The 24407-nt window shown below is 48.0% G+C and carries 22 protein-coding genes; 20 read left to right on the top strand and 2 right to left on the bottom strand.

Annotated elements, in window-relative coordinates:
• Positions 1-3 precede the first annotated feature (3 nt).
• Both RS881_RS50735 and RS881_RS50730 read right to left on the bottom strand, forming a co-directional pair.
• Positions 4-1422, bottom strand: coding sequence for a fasciclin domain-containing protein (locus tag RS881_RS50735; RefSeq protein ID WP_315817790.1), 1419 nt, complete (start codon positions 1420-1422; stop codon positions 4-6).
• A gap of 81 nt (positions 1423-1503) precedes the next feature.
• Positions 1504-1890 carry a hypothetical protein gene (locus tag RS881_RS50730; RefSeq protein WP_315817789.1) on the bottom strand — a complete coding sequence of 129 codons (387 nt, stop codon included), beginning with the start codon at positions 1888-1890 and terminating at the stop codon, positions 1504-1506.
• A 755-nt stretch (positions 1891-2645) separates the two neighbouring features.
• Between RS881_RS50730 and RS881_RS50725 the strand changes: the two genes are divergently transcribed.
• The 20 genes from RS881_RS50725 to RS881_RS50630 all read left to right on the top strand — a co-directional run bounded on the left by RS881_RS50725 (position 2646) and on the right by RS881_RS50630 (position 24399).
• Entirely contained in the window at positions 2646-2966 is a 321-nt protein-coding gene (locus tag RS881_RS50725) for a carboxypeptidase-like regulatory domain-containing protein (RefSeq protein ID WP_315817788.1), read from the top strand.
• A gap of 97 nt (positions 2967-3063) precedes the next feature.
• Positions 3064-4341 carry a TonB-dependent receptor plug domain-containing protein gene (locus tag RS881_RS50720; protein ID WP_315817787.1) on the top strand — a complete coding sequence of 426 codons (1278 nt, stop codon included), beginning with the start codon at positions 3064-3066 and terminating at the stop codon, positions 4339-4341.
• On the top strand, positions 4329-4940 hold the full coding sequence (locus RS881_RS50715; protein WP_315817786.1) for a hypothetical protein: 612 nt from the start codon (positions 4329-4331) through the stop codon (positions 4938-4940). Before RS881_RS50720 ends, RS881_RS50715 begins: the two co-directional genes overlap by 13 nt.
• Positions 4877-5818, top strand: coding sequence for a SusC/RagA family TonB-linked outer membrane protein (locus RS881_RS50710; RefSeq protein WP_315817785.1), 942 nt, complete (start codon positions 4877-4879; stop codon positions 5816-5818). Before RS881_RS50715 ends, RS881_RS50710 begins: the two co-directional genes overlap by 64 nt.
• Before the next feature lie 30 nt (positions 5819-5848).
• Positions 5849-6403, top strand: a complete 555-nt coding sequence (locus RS881_RS50705; RefSeq protein WP_315817784.1) for a RagB/SusD family nutrient uptake outer membrane protein — start codon at positions 5849-5851, stop codon at positions 6401-6403.
• Positions 6373-7086 carry a RagB/SusD family nutrient uptake outer membrane protein gene (locus RS881_RS50700; protein WP_315817783.1) on the top strand — a complete coding sequence of 238 codons (714 nt, stop codon included), beginning with the start codon at positions 6373-6375 and terminating at the stop codon, positions 7084-7086. The genes RS881_RS50705 and RS881_RS50700 overlap by 31 nt, the downstream gene beginning before the upstream one ends.
• 32 nt (positions 7087-7118) lie before the next feature.
• Positions 7119-7841 carry a RagB/SusD family nutrient uptake outer membrane protein gene (locus tag RS881_RS50695; protein ID WP_315817782.1) on the top strand — a complete coding sequence of 241 codons (723 nt, stop codon included), beginning with the start codon at positions 7119-7121 and terminating at the stop codon, positions 7839-7841.
• Positions 7842-7998: 157 nt separating this feature from the next.
• Positions 7999-9345: a glycoside hydrolase family 88/105 protein gene (locus RS881_RS50690; protein WP_315817781.1), complete on the top strand. Its 1347-nt coding sequence runs from the start codon at positions 7999-8001 to the stop codon at positions 9343-9345.
• A gap of 269 nt (positions 9346-9614) precedes the next feature.
• Complete coding sequence (locus RS881_RS50685; RefSeq protein ID WP_315817780.1) at positions 9615-10937, top strand: rhamnogalacturonan acetylesterase; 1323 nt, start codon at positions 9615-9617, stop codon at positions 10935-10937.
• 35 nt (positions 10938-10972) lie between these two features.
• Positions 10973-11401, top strand: a complete 429-nt coding sequence (locus tag RS881_RS50680; protein WP_315817779.1) for a glycosyl hydrolase — start codon at positions 10973-10975, stop codon at positions 11399-11401.
• Positions 11350-13548, top strand: a complete 2199-nt coding sequence (locus tag RS881_RS50675) for a glycosyl hydrolase (protein ID WP_315817778.1) — start codon at positions 11350-11352, stop codon at positions 13546-13548. The genes RS881_RS50680 and RS881_RS50675 overlap by 52 nt, the downstream gene beginning before the upstream one ends.
• The gene (locus tag RS881_RS50670; protein ID WP_315817777.1) at positions 13539-13805 is read left to right on the top strand and encodes a hypothetical protein; all 267 of its coding nucleotides are present in this window, start codon (positions 13539-13541) and stop codon (positions 13803-13805) included. Before RS881_RS50675 ends, RS881_RS50670 begins: the two co-directional genes overlap by 10 nt.
• Before the next feature lie 119 nt (positions 13806-13924).
• Entirely contained in the window at positions 13925-14359 is a 435-nt protein-coding gene (locus tag RS881_RS50665) for a nuclear transport factor 2 family protein (protein WP_315817776.1), read from the top strand.
• A 105-nt stretch (positions 14360-14464) separates the two neighbouring features.
• Positions 14465-15367 (top strand): family 43 glycosylhydrolase, encoded by a 903-nt coding sequence (locus RS881_RS50660; protein ID WP_315817775.1) that lies wholly within the window; start codon positions 14465-14467, stop codon positions 15365-15367.
• A 170-nt stretch (positions 15368-15537) separates the two neighbouring features.
• The gene (locus tag RS881_RS50655; protein WP_315817774.1) at positions 15538-16434 is read left to right on the top strand and encodes a glycoside hydrolase family 2 protein; all 897 of its coding nucleotides are present in this window, start codon (positions 15538-15540) and stop codon (positions 16432-16434) included.
• Between the two features lie 2 nt (positions 16435-16436).
• Positions 16437-17369 carry a glycoside hydrolase family 2 TIM barrel-domain containing protein gene (locus RS881_RS50650; protein ID WP_315817773.1) on the top strand — a complete coding sequence of 311 codons (933 nt, stop codon included), beginning with the start codon at positions 16437-16439 and terminating at the stop codon, positions 17367-17369.
• Positions 17370-18587: 1218 nt separating this feature from the next.
• Complete coding sequence (locus tag RS881_RS50645; protein ID WP_315817772.1) at positions 18588-19721, top strand: hypothetical protein; 1134 nt, start codon at positions 18588-18590, stop codon at positions 19719-19721.
• A gap of 57 nt (positions 19722-19778) precedes the next feature.
• Complete coding sequence (locus tag RS881_RS50640; RefSeq protein WP_315817771.1) at positions 19779-20744, top strand: hypothetical protein; 966 nt, start codon at positions 19779-19781, stop codon at positions 20742-20744.
• A gap of 48 nt (positions 20745-20792) precedes the next feature.
• Positions 20793-22751, top strand: coding sequence for a DUF4450 domain-containing protein (locus tag RS881_RS50635; RefSeq protein ID WP_315817770.1), 1959 nt, complete (start codon positions 20793-20795; stop codon positions 22749-22751).
• Positions 22678-24399 (top strand): hypothetical protein, encoded by a 1722-nt coding sequence (locus RS881_RS50630; protein ID WP_315817769.1) that lies wholly within the window; start codon positions 22678-22680, stop codon positions 24397-24399. The genes RS881_RS50635 and RS881_RS50630 overlap by 74 nt, the downstream gene beginning before the upstream one ends.
• Positions 24400-24407 lie beyond the last annotated feature (8 nt).

Here is a 24407-nt window from a genome sequence, read left to right as displayed (position 1 = left end):
CGTCTACGGCTTTTGGATGGCCGCCTTATCGGGAATAAACAAGGTATAGAAAGTACCGCCGGCCACACCCAGTATCTCTTTGGTGGTATTGTTCCACAACATGGAATTGCGGAGGTATTGCCAGAAGTAATTGTAGGGGGAGCCTGCAGGAGTACCCAATCCTTCAATATGCTTGCCTACAGCCGCTTCACTAAATTCCAGGATGCGGTCGATATAATATACTATTCCGTTCTTAGCAGTTTTGCTGCTGTTTACCTTAGCCACGTTGTTTGAATCAACATTGCCCGGCGCATAGACTGTATTGTTTTTAAAAGCGATGAATTCACCTCCATATCCGGCTGCTGCTCCTTCACTGGTGAGGTTGGTCATTACCTGCTGTGGTATTACATGCAGGTTTAAAATGCGCAATAAGCGGTTGCGGGTGGTGCTGCCCGTACTGGCCGGAATGGTAGAACCCGGCAGAGGCGTAAACTTCCATTGGTCAATCGCATCTTTGCTGGCCGTGGGGTCCACAAAATAACCGGCTTTATTGAATAGGTCATTGCTGATCATGAACAGCGTATAATTGCGGTAAATATTGGAGACCTGGAATTTAAGTTCCATGTTCAACAAGGAGATCATCATGGAATAGTTGGGATCGAGGTAAGCTTTGCCATATACACTGGTAAACACATTGGCCTCTTGCACTTTGTTGGTGCCATAGAAAATAGCATTGCTCAATATCTTTTTATCCACCACATTAACGGCAGGATCAAAGCGGGCTTCTTCGTTCACAAAGTTGAGGGTGGTCTTAAACTTGCTGGGCCATACGGCATTTTGCCATAGGTGGGCATTGATAAAATCGTAAATGATGCCAATGGGCATATTTTCAACTTTATCATAATGTTCCAGCAATACCGTATTGGTATACTGCTCCAGGGCTTCATTGGTGGGTGCAAAGATGCTGTAGGAGTTACTCTGCGCGTCGTTCTCCTGTGCCTTGAGGAAATTTTCATTGTTGAGTGCAAAGGCCAGCAGGGGATTGTACACCTTGGTAAATACCTGGTCGGTTTTGCCGGTTACATTTTGAAACCTTGTAGTGGCTGCAGCATTCAATACATATTGCACCAGGAACCTGTCGAACAGCTTTTTAAACTGACTGTATTCCGGTTTGCCGGCCAGGTATTGGTCTGCCGAAGGCAATGAAGTGATCACTTTGTTGACTACGTGGATAACACCATTTTCGGCAGGGATGTCTTTTTCCGTCACAACGGCATCAGCTACATTGAATCCTGTGTAGGGCGTATTGGGGTAGAAATAATTATAGTCCGCTGCAGTAAGGTTCCTGGCCGTCATAAAGTTGTCTACAAAATAGGGGAGGTACTTATTGTTGTTATCCGTTTCATTGTAGTAGAGCAGGCCATTGCGGTTGGAGGCGATCATTTTCAACGATTTTCCGCCCGTGTCTATCCCATTGTATACACCTGTATAATTGGCGGTACGCCTTTTTAAAGGCGTTGGCGGCTACCCATCCGGTATTGGACTGGTAATCGCCCATACGCTCCTTTTGTAGGCATTGTACACCAGGCAGTATGTCACCATCTGCCGGCAGGCATTGCTATCCAGCTGTTCTATGCCATTGATGCCCTGTGCCGTAAAATAAACCTGGAAGGCAGAATCATGAGGAGCAAAAAGTCCAGTATCCGGCTGCTCCCAGCGTGTTCTTATATCCTGCTTTATCAATAGCTGCCAATAGGCTTTTGAAATTTCCCCTGGCGGCCAATTGTTGATAAATGGGCGGTTCCAGGGAGTCGGGGCGCCCATAGTATTCATCAAATGCTTTTTACGGCAGCCCGCCAGTAGCAACACCAGGGTTACAGCCAGTAGCATCTTGTGTAGAAGCTTGTGCATAGAGATTGTCTGTTTTTCTTTTTGAGAACGATATATTATAGTGGTGGGATCAGGCAGTAGTGACAGGTGTACGGTTGGGATAAGGTAGCAGGGAAACCGCCGTCATTACTTGCCGCAGTTGGTTACATATTATACGATCAACAGCCGGCTATAGCGCCGCCTGTATACATAACGTCCATTGTGTTACAATGGATAAGCTTTCTTCCTGGGGAATGATCGGTAGGTATTTTGCTCCGGACAACCATGGGCGAAAGGGAAAACAGTGCCACGGTGCGGAAAGCCCCTGCAATAAAGGGAATACTGTCAAAGTAGTGCATGGCAAGCAAGTTTGGTTCGGGTTTTAGTTAAGTTTCGTAAACGGAAAAATCAGGAATTACAGCCCCTCACATAATCGTTAGAATTACACTAATGCGGCAATAAAATTAACTTTTGCCTTTCATCAACCGTCCTGAAGCGTCCTGCCATGCTGCATTTCAAGTGTTTAGTACGTCCAATGGGTTGTTTATCCATAATTGCAGTGCATTTGACACATAAAATGATAGTTTCAGGATAGTTCAGGATGATTATCCAATGGCGCCTGATTAATTTAGGCGGACTAACGATCGTAAAAACATGTCTTAAAACTGCTGTATGAAAAGAAGCTCATTCCACGCTTGCTGGATTTGCATGCCTTTATTGACGGGACTTTGCGCGTTCCCCCTTTTTGCTAAGTCTGCTGATTACCCCCTGGTTAAAGAACACCTTCCCGGTTATTTTTGGATGCAGGCTACCCAGCTCCTGTACCGTTTGATACAACCATTACAGGTACCATTCTCAATGAAAAGAATGAATCCTTAACGGGCGCTACAGTTACCGTTAAAGCTACCGGTGCTACGGCCACTACCAACGACAAAGGAGCTTTCACACTGGTAGTACCCAACGGGAATGCTACACTGGTAGTAAGCTATGTAGGTTACCTTACGCAGGAGCTGCGGTTGGGCAACCGGGCAACGGTTACCGTAACGCTGTATGCCGAATCCAAATCACTCGAAGATGTGGTGGTGGTAGGTTATGGCACCCGTAAAAGGGGGATGTGACGGGTTCTACCGCTTCCATCAGTGCCGAAAAGATCAGATCGGTACCCGTTACCAATGTTACCCAGGCCCTGCAGGGCCGTGTAGCAGGGTGGAAGCGATGGCCAGTTCCTTTCGCCCGGGTAGTGGTTCCCGTATTCGTATACGTGGCAACCGTTCCCTGTCGGCCAGTAATGAGCCTTTGTATGTAGTGGATGGTATTCCGGTGAGCTATACGATCGACGATATGAATCCCCTGGATATTGAAAATATCGATGTGTTGAAAGATGCATCTGCCACCGCCATTTATGGGGTAAGGGGCGCCAATGGAGTGATACAGATCACTACCAAAAAGGGAAAGGCGGGTAAGATCAATATAGAATACAGTGGCAGTGTTTCCATTGAAAACCTGCTAAAAGACATACCGGTATTTAATGCGGTAGAACTAATGGATGCCTGGCGTCAGGCTTTTTCGGCCGACAGGGTGTACAACTTTGCGCAGAATACCACCCAGCCTAATAATTACTTTCCCAACGCAGCGGCAGATATCAACCTTTTTGATGGCGATTTATATACACTCAATGCTATTAAAGGAGCCTATCAATGGAGGGTATTTGACCGGGCCAGCAATACCTATATCGCTTTCAAAAGAGCGTCTACTCCTGAAGAAAAGGCGATCATGGGCAACCTGAAACTGCCTGTACTGGACAGCCTGGATATCTATGATCCCTCCAAAGTGAAAGGGTACGACTGGCAAAAGGGCGCTATCAGGCAGGGCATTACCAATTCGCACAATATTACCATTGCTGCCGGCAGCGATAAGATGCGCGCCAGCTTTAATGCAGGCTATTTCAATCAGAAAGGTATTGAATACGGGCAGGACTATACCCGCTTTACAGTAGGTAATAACAGTGAGTTCAAGCCCGTTAAATGGTTAACTTTTGGCAACAGCATTACCTATGCCAACAGTGTACAGAATATTGGACCCAGTATGTATGGTGGGGCTTCCGGGCAATTGCCTTTCGCCCAACCTTATGACAGTACGGGTAAATTCATCCTCTATGCCGGCGGTGATCAGAATATCGTAAACCCCATGAATGATGTTAATACCGTATTCAATGAGATGAAAGTGAGCCGTATTTTCGGAAATGTATTTGCCGAAGTAACACTTCTCAAGGGCCTGCGTTATAAAGCAGTATTTGGTCTCGATTCACGCAATACCCGCCAGGGCCAGTTCAATGGCGCCCAATCTTCAGTAAGGCAGGGTGGGGCGGCCAATGCCAGCCACACCATTACCAATAGCCTTTCATGGGTTTACGATAACCTGCTGTATTATGATTTCAGGATCAAAAGGACCATGCTTTTAACATTACCCTGCTGCATGAAATGCAGAACCTGAATAAAACAGATGTACTGGCGCTATCGGCCAATAACCTCATTTTTGAAGAACAGAAATGGTTTTCCCTCAACCGCAATACACTCGGCGTAACAACAGGCAGTGGTAGTTATAGCGCCCAGCAATTACTGTCGTACATGGGCAGGATCGACTACAACTACAAAAGCAAATATTATTTAACACTTAGCAACCGCTACGATAATTCGTCCGTGCTGGCCGAAGGCAGTAAAGGCCAGTGGTTTCCTTCTGCTGCTGTAGCCTGGCGCATGGACAATGAAGCGTTCTTCATGAACCAGCGGGTGATCAATGCTGCCAAACTGCGCATAGGATATGGCCTGGTAGGCAATTCCTCCATTCCTCCTTATCGCACCAACGGTCCGCTCGATTTCACCAATTACAACTGGACCAATGGAACAGCCGTTGTAGGGTTGGCACCCACCACTTTTAAAACACCGGGCCTTACCTGGGAAAAACGGCTACCATCAATGCAGGCCTCGATTTTGGATTATTCGGCAACCGGATATCCGGTAGTATCGATGTGTACAAAAGCAGCACCACCGATCAGTTGCAGGAAATGCGTATTCCTTCCGCCAATGGGGTAAGCTCAATGTATATCAACCTGGGTGAAGTAAGTAACAAGGGTTTTGATATTGCCCTTAGTTCCGTCAACATCCATAAAGGTGGTTTTACCTGGACCACGGACATCGTGTTCAGCAAAAACAAAGAATCCATTGTAACCATCGACGGAACGAGCAACAATAACCTGCTCAACCTTTGGATGGTAGGCCAGCCCATCCGGGTTTATTACAATTATGAATCAGATGGCATTTACCAGTATGCTGATACTGCCAAGGGCGGTTATCTCAAAGATTACCTGTGGCCCAAAGGCACCAATGCCGCCAATACCTTATACCGCCCCGGAAAGATCAGGGTACGGGATATCAATGGAGATTCGCTCCTTGATGGAAATGATAAAACAGTATTGGGTTATGACAATGCCGACTGGACGGGCAGCATTACCAATACCATCAGTTATAAAAACTTTGAGCTGAGCTGCCTGGTATATATCCGCAAGGGAGGTATGTACAGAGTGCCACGCCCCGGTTTGGTAGGCCGCTTCCAATCGAATAAAGTGAATTACTGGACTCCCACCAATCCTTCCAACGATTACCAGCAGCCTACGCGTACTTCCGATGTACCTACTTATTGGGAGTCGCTGGGTTATCGTGAAGGAAGTTTTGTACGGATCAGGAATATTTCATTGACGTACAGGCTGCCCCAATCCATACTATCCAAAATAAAGGCCAACTCCATGTCGGTTTACATCAATGCGGTGAACCCCTTCCTGTTTCACAACAAATCACCGTACGATCCGGAAACCATTCAGTATACGGAGCAATTTGCCTCTACTACCAATAACCCTGGCCCCAATTCATACAGTTACAGAAGTTTTGTAGTGGGTGTGCGAATGGGCCTGTAAGCCATTAATTGTTTGCCTAAAAGAACAACAATGAAAATACTATATAAAATAACCGGTGCCGTTGCCCTGATTGCCATGGGTACCGTGGTATCCTGTAAAAAGTTCATCAAAGAAGAGTTGGTGACTACCTTAACGATGGATTATTACAAAACAGATCAGGGATTGGAAGACCTGGTGAAATCGGCCTATGCTCCCTTGAGGTGGAAATTTGAAAATGAGCAGTCTTATGCCATGTGGAATTTTGGTACCGATGAATTTAGACTGGGCGATCAGTTCAACAACGAACACTGGAATAAATACAATTCCCTGCTTAACCCCAATGGATCTGATGGATTTGTGAATGGTCTGTGGACGAATAACTATGCAGGTATTAACCGCTGCAACCTGGGTATTGAACTGATTTCCGTCTTTGCAGATGCCAATTCCCGCTTGTTGGGCACGCCCGCCCAACGCAACCAGCGCATGGCCGAATTGAGGGGCCTAAGGGCTTATTATTACTTTCAGTTGGTACAACAATTTGGCGCTATCCCCTGGTTAACCAATCTTCAGATACTTTGCGCACGGAGTTTCCCCGTGCCAGTGTAGCTGCCATTTATGAGCAGATCATTGGCGACCTGCGCAGCGTGGCGCCCGTACTGTCCTACGCCATTCCAGCTGATAGGGGCCGGATCTCCAAATCGGTAGCTTATCATTTCCTGGCAAAAGCCTATTTAACCAGGGCCAGCGCTGTTACAGAGAACCGTGGCAAAAAGACTACTGATCTGGATAGTGCTATTGTATTTGGCGATTCGGTGATCAGATCAGGCGCCCATTCCCTCGAAGCCAACTATGCCAACTTATACAGTGCCAGCTATGCCAACCATACACCTCCCAAGCCGGGCTTTGATGGCGCTGTGCCATTGGGCGATGCTTCCAAACTGGCGGCCAATAACAATACGACTGAAGTGATCTTCGCCGCACAGTTTAGCAATAGCCTTGCTATCGCGGGCAGTGGTAACCGGGTACACTTGTTTTTTGGTACGCAATACGATGCCGGTATCCCCATTCCGGGTATGATACGCGATGCCTTCAATGGCCGCCCTTTCCGTCGCTTACGGCCTACGGACTATACCATAGATATTTTCGACAGGGCCAATGATTCCAGGTTCTTTAAAAGTTTCCAGACAGCTTATTACAGGAATGCACCCACCAGCCACAGCAACTCATCGGCCATACCGGTATTTACAGCAGCCAATGCACCCAGTCCCGACCTGGTAGGTAAAAAGTAGTAGGCATTGGCGATACGGCTGGTCTGTTCGTCGTGAATAAACCCGACAAGCCTTTACTGCCGGCAGATATAGCAAAGTTCCGCGCCAGGGTATATGCCCGGTACAGGAAAGACAATGCCACTGCACCTGTTACCTCCGACTTTTCGGACAACAAATACCTTACGCTCATCAAGTTCCTGGATGGGGTACGCCTTACAGCCGACTTGCAGGAAGAAAGAGGTATTCGGAATGGCGTACTGGCCAGGCTGGCCGAGACCTACCTCATCGTGGCAGAAGCTTATGGCCGGAAAACAGATTACCCCAAAGCATTGGAGTATGTGAATGTGGTGCGCAAAAGAGCTGCCTATAAAGCAGGAGAAGTAAAGAATCCGCACAACTGGTTATTCTATGGTGGTGTAGAGAATGATGTAACCAGTACCGAGCCCGCCATGATGGCCACTGAAACATTGTTTAATACCAATGCCGCCAGCGAATTGTACCCTCCCACAGTAAGCTCCACAGAAGCCCGGTTTATTCATTTTATGCTGAATGAAAGAACGCGCGAATTATGTGGTGAACTGTACCGCTGGGAAGACCTGGCCCGAACAGAGACGCTGTACGATAGAACAAAGCTTTATAATGCAGATGCCACCAACCTGTCACCATACCATAAATTCAGGCCCATTCCGCTTCCACAGATCATTTCTTTGAAAGTGGCTGGCCAGCCTATGTCGGCAGCCGAAATGGCAGCTTACCAGAATCCTGGTTACCAATAATGAAAAGCAGTCTTAGTTAGTAGAATAGCAAGCACGGACGTGTCAATTTTTATTGACCGTCCTTTTTGCTTTCAAAAAACTACCCCGCCATGCGGGGCGCTCGTAGCTCGCAGCTCATAGCTCGCGGCTTGTAATTAAATAATAGAAATTGATCTATATGAAGTACTCAAGGAAAACTGTATTGTACACCTGGTTAGCCTGTGTGGGCATTCCTGCCGTTGCCCAAAAAGCCAATGATGTGACGGCGCCGCTACATGCCCTGAAAGTGGATTATCCTGTACCGTATGCTCCTCCGGCACCCGAAGCAGTAAAGCAAGTGCTGGACAGGGTATTTAATTACCTCGATGCCGCTACCCCTCCTCAACTGGTAAACCGTAGCACCGGCGTGCTGCTGAATAATATCAGGGAGGCAGATACCAATACCATATTCAAGTCCGGCGATTTTCGTCTCACCAGTTATGAGTGGGGTGTTACCTATGCCGGTATGCTACAAGTGGGATTGGCTACAGGTGACGAAAAATACACCGCCTATACTACCCGCCGCATGCAGTTGATTGCAGATGCTGTTCCTGTATTTAAACCTTTGTTTGATAAATACAGGAATCGTTCCAATCCCTTGCGGTCTGTTATAGACCCTCATGCCCTCGATGATGCCGGTGCCGTTTGCGCTGCCATGATCAAAACCGAACGTTTGGGCGGTGTTAATAACCTGCGGCCGGTCATCAATAATTACATGCAGTATATTTCGACAAAAGAATTCAGACTACCCGATGGTACCTTGGCGCGCAACCGGCCGCATCCCAATACCATCTGGCTTGATGATCTATACATGAGCGTGCCCGCATTGGCGCAGATGGGCAAACTTACCGGCAACCGGCAATACTTTGATGATGCAGTGAAGCAGGTATTGCAATTTTCAGAACGCATGTTCAATAAAGAAAAGAATGTGTACATGCATGGCTGGGTACAGGGTATGCAGGAACACCCCCAGTTCCATTGGGCGCGTGCCAATGGATGGGCCATCCTTACCAAAGTGGAATTGTTGGATGTGTTACCCGAAGATCATCCCGGCAGGGCCAGGGTGCTGGAACTATTGATGGCCCATGTAAGGGGACTGGCTGCTTATCAATCCGGCTCCGGATGCTGGCACCAGTTACTGGATCGTAATGACTCTTACCTCGAAACATCGGCTACAGCCATCTATACGTATTGTATAGCCCATGCCATTCAAAAAGGATGGATTGACCCCGTAGCTTATGGACCCATGGTGATGCTGGCCTGGAATGCCGTATCCACCAAGGTCAATGACAAAGGACAGGTGGAAGGAACCTGCGTAGGTACCGGTATGGGCTTTGAGCCCGCATTTTATTATTACCGTCCGGTAAATGTTTACGCCGCACATGGATATGGCCCGGTATTACTGGCAGGTGCAGCCATCTATGAACTGATAAAGCAAAATAAATACAGGATCAATGACAGCGCTTTGCAGTATTATGAGAAGTGAGAATACAGGAGACAGAATACAGAAGCACGAAGTATGAGGTCGGAACTTTTTTGGGAACCTATTTTTAGAATTCAGAATCCTATCAGGGTTAAAAGTACAACAAACTGTATGCACATGGACTTTGTCCCATCGAGACAAGCGCTTTATAAGGTACAATAGCCTTTATGTGCATGTGTTTTGCCCCATCGGGGCAAGCGCTTTGTAACCTCAATCAACGAATTAGCTTTTTGCCCCTTTAGGGGCAACACATTCGGAAACAAAAGACTAACATGAAACATTGTATCACCCTGTTTATTTGTTTAATTCCCCTGCTCACGCAGGCACAAACCAATACCTGGCGTTTCGACCTGGGCAATGGAGCGGTTGCTGCAGGATATACAGGAGTAACAACGACTACCTTTTACAATGAGCAAACCGGTTACGGCTTTGAGCCAGGAGCTTCGTTAAGAGCCATCAACCGGAAGGGGAAAGATCTTTTACGCAGCGATGGTATTACCAGCGATGGGCCTTTCCTGTTCTCGGTAAAACTGCCCGAAGGAAATTACAATGTAACAGTTACCCTGGGTGATGCAGACAGCGTGACTGTGACCAGCATCCGCGCCGAGTGCCGGCGTTTGATGGTGCCACAGGTGACAACGAAGAAAGGCCAATTTGCCTGGGTATCTTTTACGGTGCATGTACGTGATTCGTTGATAGCCCGTACCAATAATAAGGTAAAACTGAAGCCACGGGAGATCAACTACCTGCATTGGGACAATAAACTCACCCTGGAATTCAATGATGCACACCCTGGCGTTTGCGCCATTGAAATTACACCGGCACAGGAGGTGGTTACCGTATTCCTGGCAGGTAATTCCACGGTAGTAGACCAGGCTGAAGAGCCCTATGCTGCCTGGGGACAAATGATCCCTGCTTTTTTTCAACCGGGTAAAGTAGCCATTGCCAATTATGCCGAATCGGGCGAAGCCCTCCATAGTTTTATATCGGCACGCAGACTGGAAAAAGTACTCAGCCTGATGAAACCAGGCGATTACCTGTTCATTGAATTTGGTCACAATGACCAAAAACAAAAAGGAGAAGGTATTGGCCCCTTTACTTCCTACAAGCGTAACCTGCAATTCTTCATTGCCGAAACACGTAAGAAGGGAGGCATTCCCGTATTGATTACTTCCATGCATCGCCGCAGTTTTGACAGCACCGGTAAGATTGTAAATACCCTGGGCGATTATCCCGCAGCTGTACGTCAAACTGCCGCCGAAGAGGGTGTAGCCCTCATTGACCTCAACAATATGAGCCAGGTATTGTATGAAGCCTGGGGGCCTGATAAAAGCCAACAAGCCTTTGTGATCTATCCGGCGAATACATTTCCCGGGCAGGACAAGGAATTAAAAGACAACACCCATTTTAATCCTTATGGCGCTTATGAAATAGCCCGTTGTATCTTACAGGGCATCAGGGATAATCAACTGCCCCTGGCCAGGTATAGCAAGAAAGAAATAACTTCCTTCAATCCCGCTCATCCGGATGATATCACCCAGTGGCATTGGCCGCTAAGTCGCCGGATGAATATGGTGAAACCAGATGGAAACTGAAGAATACAGAATATAAAAATACAGGACGGTTCAGGATGATTCAACAGCCCTGCCGTGGTACTTTAGAGAATCGTTTGCCCATGAAGAAATTATTATTCCCTGCTTGTTTGATTTTTGCTTGTACCCTTACCCATGCACAGGTGAAATGGCCAGCTATAACACCAACAGCCAAACCCTGGACCCGCTGGTGGTGGCAGGGCAGTGCTGTAAATAAGACCGATGTTCAGTTGCTCATGCAACAATACCAGCAAGCGGGTCTCGGCGGGTTGGAGATCACACCCATCTATGGCGTACGCGGCGCCGAACAACAATTTATTCCTTTCCTGTCGCCTCAATGGGTAAGCATGCTGGAGTATACCTTACAGCAAGCTAAAAGCCTGCGCCTGGGCATTGACCTGGCTACAGGTACCGGATGGCCATTTGGTGGTCCCTGGGTGACCCTGCCGATGCCTGCAAAAATGTGAACCTGAAAACCTGGACCCTGAAGGAAGGAGAGCAATTAACTGAGAAGATTGCCTTTGTCCAGCAGCCGATGGTACGCACCGTAAGCGGTAAACAGGTTGACATAAAAACATTGTCTTATCCCATTGCTACCAATAAGAACCTGCAGGAATACGCTTTTGACCAGGTGCGTTACGAAAAAGCTTTGCCAGTTACCTTATTGATGGCCTATGATGAAAAAGGAAATAGCCTGGACCTCACTGCTAAAGTAGCTGCTGATGGTACGTTAAACTGGAAAGCACCTGCCGGCCATTGGACACTTTATGGCTTGTTTCAAGGCTGGCATGGTAAAATGGTAGAACGGGCGGCGCCCGGTGGCGAAGGCGATGTGATAGATCACTTTTCCTTACCCGCCTTACAACACTATTTACAATATTTTGATAAAGCATTTGCCGGCAAAAAACTACAAGGTATTCGTTCCTTCTTCAATGATTCTTACGAGGTAGACGATGCACGCGGGCAGGCCAACTGGACACCTGATGTATTGCAGTCATTTCAACAAAGGCGGGGTTATGACCTGCGTAAAGAGCTGCCCGCCTTGTATGGAAAGGATACGAAAGAGAAGAATGCCCGGGTACTGAGCGATTACCGGCAAACCATCTCTGAATTATTGCTGGAAAAATTCACTACTCCCTGGCATAGCTGGGCTAAAGGAAAAGGAGCATTGATCCGCAACCAATCCCACGGATCACCTGCCAATATCCTCGACCTGTATGGCGCCATTGATATTCCCGAAACAGAAGGCACTGACATATTGCGGTTTAAATTTGCCACCTCTACAGCCCATGTAATGGGTAAACCACTCGCATCGGCCGAAGCGGCCACCTGGCTCAATGAACATTTTCAATCCAGCCTGGGCGATGTAAAAGTGGCCCTGGATAAATATTTTCTTGGTGGCGTAAACCATATCTTTTACCATGGTACCAACTATTCGCCCGTCAATGATCCCTGGCCCGGATGGTTATTCTATGCAGCGGTTCATTTTCACCCCAATAATCCCTTTTGGAAAGACTTTCCTGCACTCAATCAATATGTAGCCCGCTGTCAATCCTTCCTGCAGGCAGGCAAACCCGATAATGATGTGCTCTTGTATTTTCCCATCTACGACCGTTTTGCAGAACCCGGTCGCGACCTGCTCCATCATTTTGATGGCATGGAGGGATTTGAAAACACCGATTTTAAAAACAGCGCTACCTGGATGCTGGATAATGGATACGCCTTCGACCTTTTCTCCGATAAACAATTACAGCAGGTAAGCAATAAAGGAACTGAATTATTGTCGGGTGGGAATACGTATAAAACCATCCTTATACCTGCCATTAATTACCTGCCGGTAGCAACCCTTCAAAAGCTGATTACCCTGGCGCAACAAGGCGCTACCATATTGGTGCATCAGTCATTGCCGGGCGATGTACCGGGCTATGCCAACCTGGCCAGCCGCCAGGCAGATTATAAGAAACTATTGAGCCAACTGACTTTTGAACCTGTCAATGGTATACAGCAAGCCACAGCAGGCAAGGGGCGTTTCCTGGTGAGCAAGGATCTGCAACAATTGCTTGCTGCTGCCAAGGCTCCGCAGGAAACCATGCAGGCGCAAGGACTGCAATCCATCCGCAGAAAGATAAGTGGCGGTAAATATTATTTTATTACCAATACCACTAAACAGCGTGTAGACCGCTGGGTGACTATCAGCACGGCCGCCGAATACATCACCCTGTTTGACCCGATGCAGGGAAAGAGTGGTAAAGCGCATGTAAAAAAGGTTGCTGACGGGCAAACTGCCGTGTACTTGCAACTGAATCCTGGTGAAAGCTGTATCCTGCAAACAACTGCTACTCCCACTGCAGCAGAAGCTTACCCTTATTACCTCGCCGATAAGCCCATCAGGATTGAGGGTACCTGGAATGTATCTTTCCTAAGCGGAGGGCCAACATTGCCTGCTGCTACTACCATCACCCGGCTCAGTTCCTGGACCGGATGGCCGGGCGAAGAGTTGCAGCAATTTTCAGGAACAGCCAGCTACAAAATAAAGTTTGCCAGGCCGCCTGTAAAGGAGATGGTTTCCTGCTCGACCTGGGTAATGTACAGGAAACGGCAGAAGTGTTCCTGAATGGCAAACAGGTGGCTACTTTGATCGGGCCGGTATTCCAGGTAGTACTGCCTACAAGCTCGCTAACAGACAATAACCTGTTGGAAATTCAAGTGACCAATGGCATGGCCAACCGCATTGCCGATATGGATAAGAAGGGGATACACTGGAAGAAGTTTTACAATACCAACTTCCCTTCCAGGTTGCCGGCCAATCGGGGGCGATGGATTGTTTACGGCGGTGAACTGGACGCCCAAACCAGCAGGATTGACAAGTGAGGTTACCATTTCGCCAATTGCGTTGATAGATAAGGTACGAATTAAGGCGTCCGACCCCTCGCGTATTATAGAATAAAACTTAATATTGGGTTCATTCTTAACCCGCAAAAATATATTGCATGCGTAGTAAATTAATGAGCCTGCTTTTCATTGCCAACCTGGGTACGATGACTTTGCTGGCACAATCGAAAGACGAAGCTGCCGTGGCTGCTGCTGTAGAATCTTTAAAGAAAGCGATGATCGATGGCGACAGGGCAACGCTGGATAAAATTGCAGCACCTGCATTGAGCTATGGTCATTCCGGTGGCAAGCTCGAAGACAAAGCCGCTTTTGTAGAAGCCATTGCCAGTGGTAAATCGGATTTTGTAACCATTGACCTCACCGATCAAACCATTACCGTATCGGGCGATGTAGCCATTGTGCGGCATAAACTGGCAGCAACTACCAACGATGGCGGTAAACCCGGCACTGTTAATCTCGCCATTCTTACCGTATGGAAGAAACAAGGAAAAGAATGGAAACTGCTGGCGCGGCAAGCCGTGAAAATTGTCTGAACCAGGATTTAAAGAATTTATGGAATAATGAGGATATAAGCCTACGCCGCAACAAATGCCTGTTTCACCAATGCCGGTTATCAATTCAGCGCAAAAGACTGCCGATTGCCGACTGCCGATTTACGAATGAAACCGATCTGTCTTATCATATTGATCCATCTTGCCTATCTGTCTCATGCTCAGAAGGCCGCTCCTAAACCATTATTCCGTGATCCGGTATACGATGGAGCGGCTGATCCCGTGGTGATCTGGAATCCGGCAGTGAAAAAATGGTGGATGTTCTATACCAACCGGCGCGCTACCATGACCGATTCATCCGGCGTTCAATGGGTGCATGGCACCCGGATTGGTATTGCTGAATCAAAAGACGGGATACATTGGATCTACAAAGACACGGCCAATATCAATTACCGGCCCGATGCAGGTTATACCTTTTGGGCGCCTGATATCATAGCGTATAAGGGCGCATGGCATATGTACCTTACCTATGTACCTGGTATTTTCGATAATTGGAACCATCCCCGCCATATTGTGCATTGTACCAGCAAAGACCTGCTTAACTGGACCTATGAATCCACCCTGCCACTGGTGAATGATAAAGTGATCGATGCGTCGGTATTCGCGCTGCCCAATGGCGGATGGCGCATGTGGTACAACAATGAGCGGGATGGCAAGTCTATTTTCTATGCCGATAGTAAAGACCTGTATCATTGGGAAGATAAGGGCAAGGCCATTGCTGCCAGGGGCGAAGGACCCAAGGTATTTGCCTGGAAGGAGCAGTATTGGATGGTAGTAGACGTATGGAAGGGCATGGAGATCTACAGTTCTACTGATTTATTACAATGGAAAAACAAGACCACCGCATATTGGAAATGCTGGGCACTGGGGCCGAAGACCAGGGCATTGGCGGCCATGCCGATGTGGTGGTCAATAATGATAAAGTGTTCCTGTACTATTTCACCCATCCCGGCAGGCGGAAAGACCAGCCTGCCAAAGCGGGTACTGTAGATGATAAACGCAGTCTTATTCAACTGGCTATATTGGAATACGATAACGGTGAGCTTACCTGCGACCGTAATAAGCCGGTGTATGATCAACTGCAGCAGCCGAAGAAGCAATAGCACAGGGCCTTTACAAGGCCTGATATGAATTTCCATCGTACTATAAGCACCTTAGTTTTGACGGCGCTCGTTACTGCGTCAAAGGGGCAGGAAAAAGAGATCAAATACCTGTCCGGAACCGATAAAGACCATACCGTAAGCTGGGATTTCTATTGTACAGCAGGCCGTAAGAGCGGGGCCTGGACTACCATACAGGTGCCTTCCTGTTGGGAGCAACAGGGATTTGGAGCCTATAATTATGGCCGCGACTATAAGACCTATGGCCGCAACTTTCGTTTTGCTGAAGAAAAAGGATTGTACCGCCATTCCTTCACTATTCCTGCCAACTGGAAAAGCAAAGAGGTATTCCTTGTATTTGAAGGGGCCATGACCGATGCCGAAGTGAAAATAAATGGTCAACCCGCAGGCCCCATTCACCAGGGCGCTTTCTACCGGTTTAAATACAATATCACCAACAAACTACTGCCAGGCAAACCCAATAAGCTGGAAGTAACCGTCAGCAAAATGTCGGCCGATGAATCCGTCAACAATGCTGAGCGCCTGGCCGACTACTGGATATTTGGCGGCATCTTCCGGCCAGTATACCTCGAAGCCGTGCCGAAAGAATATATAGACTATACAGCTATTGATGCCCAGGCCGATGGCAGCTTTGCAATGAAAGTAGTGTTGAAGCATATCAGTGGCGCGAGGCAACTAACAGCTACCATCAAAGATGCAACCGGCAAAACGGTGGCTACTGCATCGCAGGCAGTGAAGCTTAACGATTCTATTGTACAACTCACCGCGAAAGTGAACAATCCCCATCAATGGACGGCTGAAACTCCCCGCTTGTATACCGTAGAGACAACAATTCGGCAAGGGGCTGCCCCATTGCCCGCACACGTGATCGCTTTGGTTTTCGCACCATTGAAATACGCAAAGGCGATGGTATTTACCTCAATGGCGTACAAATAAAAATGAAGGGTATTAACCGGCATGTGTTCTGGCCCGAAACTGGCAGAACAGTCAGTCCGGCCATTGACCTGGCCGATATACAACTCATGAAGGAAATGAACCTGAATGCAGTGCGTTGTTCTCACTATCCGCCTGATAAACGTTTCCTGGAATTGTGCGATTCACTGGGCTTGTATGTATTGGATGAACTGGCGGGCTGGCAAAAGCCTACAGCACCAAAGCAGGCGCTCCCTGGTAAAGGAAATGGTGATCCGCGATGCCAACCATCCTTCCATTATTTTTGGAGTAATGGCAATGAAGGCGGGCACAACAAAGAACTGGATGATGACTATGCTTTATACGACCTTTCCAATCGCCCTGTCATACACGCACACCACCGGCCCGGTAATACCTTTAATGGTATTGATTGCAATCACTATGAAGATTATTACAGCAGTAAGAATATTCTCAATGGACCGGATATTTATATGCCCACCGAATTCCTGCACTGCCAGGATGATGGCGGTGGTGGTGCCGCCCTGCATGATTTCTGGGAGCTGCATTGGCAGGCTAAGAAGTCGGGCGGTGGTTTTCTATGGGCCCTCATTGATGAAGGTATTGTACGTACCGATTTCAATGATCGTATCGATGTAAATGGAGTGAATGCTCCCGATGGCGTAGTAGGCCCACACCGCGAAAAGGAAGGCAGCTTCTATGCCATCCGCGAAATATTCTCACCGGTTAAAATACAACTGCCAGCCATACAGGCCAATTTCAGCGGCCAACTACACATAGAGAACCGTTACCATTTTACCAACCTTAGCCAATGCCGGTTCAACTGGCAGTTGGTAAACTATACCAAGCCATTCAGCGGGCAATCGGGCCTTACCATCCTCCAAAAGGAACGGCCAATAGTCCGGATATTGCCGCTACCCAATCGGGTGCACTTGACCTGAACCTGCCTGCCGATTGGAAAAATTATGATGCATTGGTGATCATGAGTATTGACCCTTCAGGAAAGGAAGTGGATCGACTCAACTGGAATATCAAAACCAATGAACAGTTATTGAGTAGCGTGATCACCACCAATACAGATTCGGTACTGCTGGCAGAAACCGATACTACCCTTGCCCTGCGTTCGGCAGGTATTGCTATTACATTCAGCAAAAGAAATGGACAATTAACCGGTGTTACCAATGCCAGCAGCAATGCCCTCAACTTTCGCAATGGTCCGGTATTGGTAGGTGGCGAAGCGGCCTTCAGTACGATCAAACAATATGTCAATAACAATACCCGTGTAGTTGAAGTTGCTTATACAGGCGGTTTGCAATATGCACGATGGACCATGCACCCCGGTGGATGGGTAAGCCTTGATTATGAATACAACCTGCAAGGAAGTCTTGCCCTGGCAGGTATTAGTTTTAGTTACCCGGAGAACTTTGTGCTCGGCGCCAAATGGCTGGGCAAAGGCCCTTACCGGGTGTGGAAGAACCGCTTGCAGGGTGTTGCCAACAATGTGTGGGAGAATATGTATAATAACACGCAAACAGGTAGCTTTCCCTGGAACTATCCCGAGTTTAAAGGGTATTATGCCGATATAACCTGGATGGAGTTGAATACCGTAGAAGGTAAATTCCTGGTGGCCAGTAAAGACACCGGCTTGTATGTACGCCTCTTTAATTTTTATGGCTTATCAGGCATTGTGCCACATCCTGCCCTTCCTCCGGGAGATATTTCTTTCCTGGATGCCATTCCGCCCATCGGTACCAAACTGGCTTTGAACATCAGTGCCAATACCAGCAACCTGGGCCCGGCAGGGAGTTTACAAAATTGGACAAGCCAGTAAAACGCACCCTCTGGTTTTATTTCGGCCTGTCCAAACCCGAAGACCAGCGCAGGCAGTTTACCATGCCTTCCGTAAATGACCTGTTTTAGTGCCCCTATGGGGCAACCGCTTTGTAGTAAAATTGTTGGTTAGAAATCCCTTGTCCCATAGGGGCAACCGCTTTGTAGTAAAATTATTGGTTAGAAATCTCTTGTCCCATAGGGGCAACCGTTTTGTAGTAAAATTGTTGGTTAGAAATCCCTTGCCCCATAGGGGCAACCGCTTTGTAGTAAATTGTTGGTTAGAAATCTCTTGCCCCATAGGGGCAAAACTTTAGAAAGAAATGATCATGAAATACATAATTATAGGTGCAGGGTTGATAGTAGGTGCTGTTGTTCATGCCCAACAATCTCCCATCGACCGCCAGGCTGTAGTACGCCGTCATACCATCCATATCAATAAAGCCGATTCCTTGTCGTCACTGTCGGTAGGCAATGGCCGTTTTGCTTTTACTGTAGATGTGACCGGTCTGCAAAGCTTCCCTGCTTTTTATCAGGGAGGTGTTCCATTAGGCACCCAATCTGAATGGGGCTGGCATAGCTTTCCCAATACTGAAAAATACCTGTTTGAAGAAACCTTGCGCACCTATGAACTGGAAGGGAAAAAGATACCTTATACAGTACAGGTAAAAGAACCGGTGCGCAATAAACAGGCTGCCGATTATTTTAGGATCAACCCACATCGCCTGCAACTGGGCAATATAGGTATGGAGATCATTAAGAAGAATGGCGAGCGGGCTGGTATGGCCGACATACAAAACATCCGGCAGCAACTGGATATGTGGACGGGCGAGATCAATAGCCGCTTTACCGTAGAAGGGCAGCCGGTACAAGTCATCACCTATGCACATCAGCAACAGGATATCATAGCCGTTAAAATAGTATCGCCCCTGGTAAAACAAAAGAAACTGTTGCTCACCATTCATTTCCCGTATCCCAATGGACAATTTAAAGATGTGGGCGTGCATGAAGCCAATGCCGATAAGCATGTAACTACTTTATATACCAGCTTGCCGCCTTCGAGTGGCTTGCCCATTCCCAAGCGAAAAATAGTAACCATTACCCATAGTCTTGATACTGCCAGGTATGTATTGCAGGCATCCTGGCAACAAAAAGCATCCATTCAGAACAATGGCGCGCACCGATTCATGATAACACCGCAAGGAGAAACTGAAATCTTTGAAGCTACTTTCTTGTTTGCGTCAAAGTCATCCAATGCGCCCTTGCCTTCGTTTGCTGTTACCAGCAGTAGCAGCCATAAAGCATGGGCGCAATTCTGGAAGAGTGGTGGAGCGGTTGATTTTGCCGGTAGCAAGGACAGCCGGGCGCCTGAATTGGAAAGAAGAGTGGTGTTGTCGCAATACTTAACCAAAATACAATGTGCTTCTAACTTCCCCACAGGAAACAGGACTTACCTACAATAGCTGGTATGGCAAACCACATTTAGAAATGCATTGGTGGCACGCGGTACATTTTGCCTTGTGGGGCAGGGTAGCGCTGATGGAAAAAGCCTCAACTGGTATGCTACCGTAGCAGCCGGCGCCAAAGCCATTGCGCAGCGCCAGGGCTTTGAAGGCTTGCGTTGGCAAAAGATGACCGACCATGCTGGCAATGAATCGCCTTCTTCCGTAGGTTCCTTCCTCATCTGGCAGCAGCCCCATTTTATTTATATGGCCGAGCTTAGCTATCGCGACAAAAGATCTATAGCCGTATTGGAAAAGTACAAAGACTTGGTATTTGCCACGGCCGATTTTATGGCATCTTTCCCAACCTGGGACCCGGTAAAGAAACAATACAACCTTGGCAAAGGATTGATACCCGCCCAGGAATGCTTTGATGCAATTACTACTTTCAACCCCACTTATGAACTGGCTTATTGGCATTGGGCACTGAATATGGCCCAGCAATGGCGCACGCGGCTGGGACTGCCCCGCAAAGCATCCTGGGATAAAATAATTAATGGCCTGGCCCCTTTACCACAAGCCAATGGTGTGTATCTTGCTACTGAAAGTACCCCGGATTGTTATACTACCGACCGCTATAAAACCGATCACCCGGCTGTGCTGGCAACTTATGCATCCCTGCCAGGCAGCGATCGTTTGGATACTATTGTCATGAGAAGTACCTTTGATCTCGTGTGGAAAGTATGGAAATGGGATGATACCTGGGGTTGGGACTTTCCCCTTACAGCCATGACTGCTACGCGGTTGCAGATGCCAGAAAAAGCCATTGATGCCTTATTCCTACCAATTCGAACCAATACTTACCTTGTCAACGGCCACAATTACCAGGATGAAAGACTAACGATTTACTTGCCTGGCAATGGAGGTTTATTAAGTGCCATAGCACTGATGTGTGCCGGATCCGATGCCAATACAATACCCAATCCGGGTTTTCCTGCCGCTACCTGGACCGTCAAATGGGAAGGGTTGCGCAAAATGCCCTAATGGAAATTCACGACTGCCGATTCACGACACTTGATTCACGTAGACCCCATGATACGTATAATCTATATTGCTCTGATTGGGCTAAGCCCCTTAACCCTGTTTTGTCAGCAACTCCCCTGGCATGGCAAGGAACGGACTATCCATTACCGTCCCGAAGGAAAAGATTTTATAAGCAACAATGGTACCTTACGTTTTAACCGGGCTTTGTATGGTGGCAATACCGCTTTCCGCGTGGAGGCGGGCGACCTGCCCGAATGGGCACTCTACCTGCCGGGTATGGGCGGCAATTGTAAGCTGGGCATCATTGCCGGCAATAATAGTAAATGGCTGACCGAAGCCAGATCTATTAAAGCCATTTACCGGCCCGGCTCCATGCTGTACGAGATCCGCGATCCTTTACTGGGCGCCGGTATGTTGCAGGTAAGCGTATTAGCTACTTACAACCACGAAGCCATGTTGCTGCAGGTAATACCAAAGGGTATTACTACTCCTGTACAATTGCTAGGTGCTTTTGGTGGTGTTACCGGAAAGAAATTTTCGCGTGATGGTGATATTGGCGCCGACCCCGAGTCTTCCTTTTATTTACAACCTCCTTACTGTATTAATAATGTATATGAGCTCAATGCCAATACATTTATACTGCACTATGGCGAAGCCGGTGCAAAGAAACTCGAAGGCATTTTCCCGGCAGGTACACAACTCCATACCGCCAGTCCGGGTAAACAACAATCGCCCCTCCTGTTAGATCAATCAGCAGCAGGTGATACTTCCCTGGTATGCGGAAAAGTATTGCTGAAGAAAACAGATACTACCTACTTTTTTATTCGTCAGCCTGGTGCAGAGTCCCCATCTATTACTTACAATGACCTGCCTGCCTTGTTCCGTTCCACCGAAGCCAGTCGCCAGCAACTGGCTGCCAGGGTGCAGGTCAATACACCCGATCCTTATATCAATACCCTGGGCGGAGCATTGGCTACGGCTGCAGATGCCATCTGGGATGATCCTACTTATATGCATGGCGCTATTGCCTGGCGCATGCGCCTGCCTGCCTGGCGAGGCGCTTATGTTGCCGATGCCCTGGGCTGGCACGATCGCGCCCATACACATTTTAGCAGCTATGCCCAATCGCAAATGACTGCACCCCTTACCGGACCCCTGGCGCCAGATACAGCCCTGCATTTTGCACGGCAACAGGAAAAAATAGGCAATACCTTATTCAGCAGTGGTTATATCTGCCGCAATCCCAATGGCGATATACGCCCCCATCATTATGATATGAACCTGGTGTTCGTTGATCAATTGCTTACTCACTTTTTATATACCGGCGATACGGCCTTCATTGTACAAATGTGGCCGGTAATAGAACGGCACCTGGCCTGGGAGAAAAGGAACTTCGATGCCGATAATGATGGCTTGTATGATGCCTACTGTTGTATATGGGCCAGCGATGCGTTGCAATACAGCGGAGGTGGCGTTACCCATTCCTCGGCTTATAACTACCGGGCCAACAAAATGGCGGCAACGCTCGCTGCTATGGCGGGTAAGGATGGAACACTATATCAAAAGAAGCTGACAAGATTGAACAAGCCATTCATCGTTCCCTTTGGTTGCCAGGTAATGGCTGGTATGCAGAATACAAAGACCTGCTGGGAAAACAATTGGTACACCCCGCTGCCGGCTTGTGGACCATCTACCATGCGATGGATGCCAAACTGCCCGATGCCTTCAAAGCCTGGCAATCCCTGCATTATATTGATACCAGGATTCCTCATATCCCTGTACAGGCAAAAGGTATTGCAGGCAACCATTACCTATTGTCTACCACCAATTGGCAGCCCTATACCTGGTCTATTAACAATGTGGCCCTGGCCGAGAACCTGCACACCGCCCTCGCTTATTGGCAAGGCAACCGCGCAGAGGATGCTTATCAATTATGGAAAAGCGCCCTGCTCGAAAGCATGTACCTGGGCGCCAGTCCTGGCAATTTTCAGCAACTACCTTTTATGATGCCATACGGGGTGAACTGTACCGCGATTTTGCAGACCCAATAGGTATGGCTGCCCGTACATTGACAGAAGGATTATTTGGTATCCAACCCGATGCTTTGAAGGATACCCTTACCATCAAACCGGGTTTGCCTGCTGCCTGGAATTATGCTTCCCTGCAAGTGCCCGATATGCAGTTCGATTTCAAACGCGATGCTATTAAAGACCAGTATATCCTGGCGCCTGCCTTTTCACACAGCATGCACCTCAAGCTGCAAGTAAAAGCTCATAAGGCCGGTGTAGCTACGGTAACAGTGAATGGCAAGGCGATGCCCTGGAAAACTATCCCGGCAACCGTAGGCGATCCCTTACTGGAGATTACCGTACCCAAACAGCCACGTTATACCGTTGTCATTACCTGGAAAGGAGCAATTCCTCAAAAAATTAAATGCGATAGCAGCTATGCCAGAGGCTCCTCCCTGTCAATAATGGGTGGAGGGGCCACAATACAACAAGTATATGATCCGCAACAGGTATTGAACAAACCAGTTATTGCCAATAACCGGTTGCAAGCAGGCATATTATCCGCCTATGGCGATAAAACCATTTTTGTGCGCTTGCAGCAAGGCAGTTTTAATTGGTGGCAACCCCTTTGCTTTGTCGTAAAACCTCCCGTAGAGATCATTCCTGTGCGGCAGGATTCTACCGGTATTTACTTTACTGTACGAAACTATATGTCAGCCGTACAGGGTACCCTGGTTATCAATCCGGGGCCACGGATGATCCGTATGCCTTTGCAGGTAGCTGCCAAAAAAACGTCGCCCACCGTCCATATTCCTGCCCCTTACCTGATCACCGGCAGCAATACCATACAATTTGAATGGGACAGCACCAACCGGGTACAAACAACCATGGTGAACTGGAGCATTCCTTCCATTGGCATTGCCTTTGAGAAAATTGACCTGTCGGTTTTCATGAATGCGCGGGTTACCAAAATATTTGAGCAAACTTATTTATCTCCCCGCCCACAATCCCCCACTTTACAACTTCCCTGGCAGGGCATTGGCAACTGGTGTTATCCCCTGGTGCAGCCGGTGATTGACGATGTGGGGATGAGGCAACTGGCCGGTGCCAACAATGAGATCAACCTCGATCAGCATATTCCCTTTGCTATGGCAGGTGATACCAATTCCAACAACATTGTATTTACCTCCCAGTGGGATAACTATCCCGATTCGGTGGTCATTCCTTTAACAGGCCGTGCTTCCCATACCTACCTGGTGATGGCTGGCAGTACCAATCCCATGCAAAGCCGGTTGGTGAATGGTGAAGTGCGGGTGCAGTATACGGATGGATCAGCAGATACCTTATGGCTGAAGAATCCCGAAAACTGGTGGCCCATCGAGCAGGACTACTATACCGATGGATACACTTTTACCACCGGGGCTACAACACCACTGCGCCTCTATTTAAAATCCGGGCGGATTGCCACCACTGCGCCGGAGTATACCACCATCAAGGGCTTCAGTAACAGAGCTATTGATGGCGGTGCTGCTACCATATTGGACATGCCATTAAAGGCAGACAAAGAGTTGAAGTCCATCAGTGTCCATGCCCTGGCCAATGATGTAGTGATTGGCCTGATGAGTGTAACACTGGTGAGAAATTAACAACTGTA

It is taken from the genome of Paraflavitalea speifideaquila, from assembly GCF_032395985.1.
GTDB lineage: Bacteria > Bacteroidota > Bacteroidia > Chitinophagales > Chitinophagaceae > Paraflavitalea > Paraflavitalea speifideaquila.
Note: the sequence above shows the minus strand (reverse complement) of the source record. Positions and strands in the feature narration are given on the sequence as shown.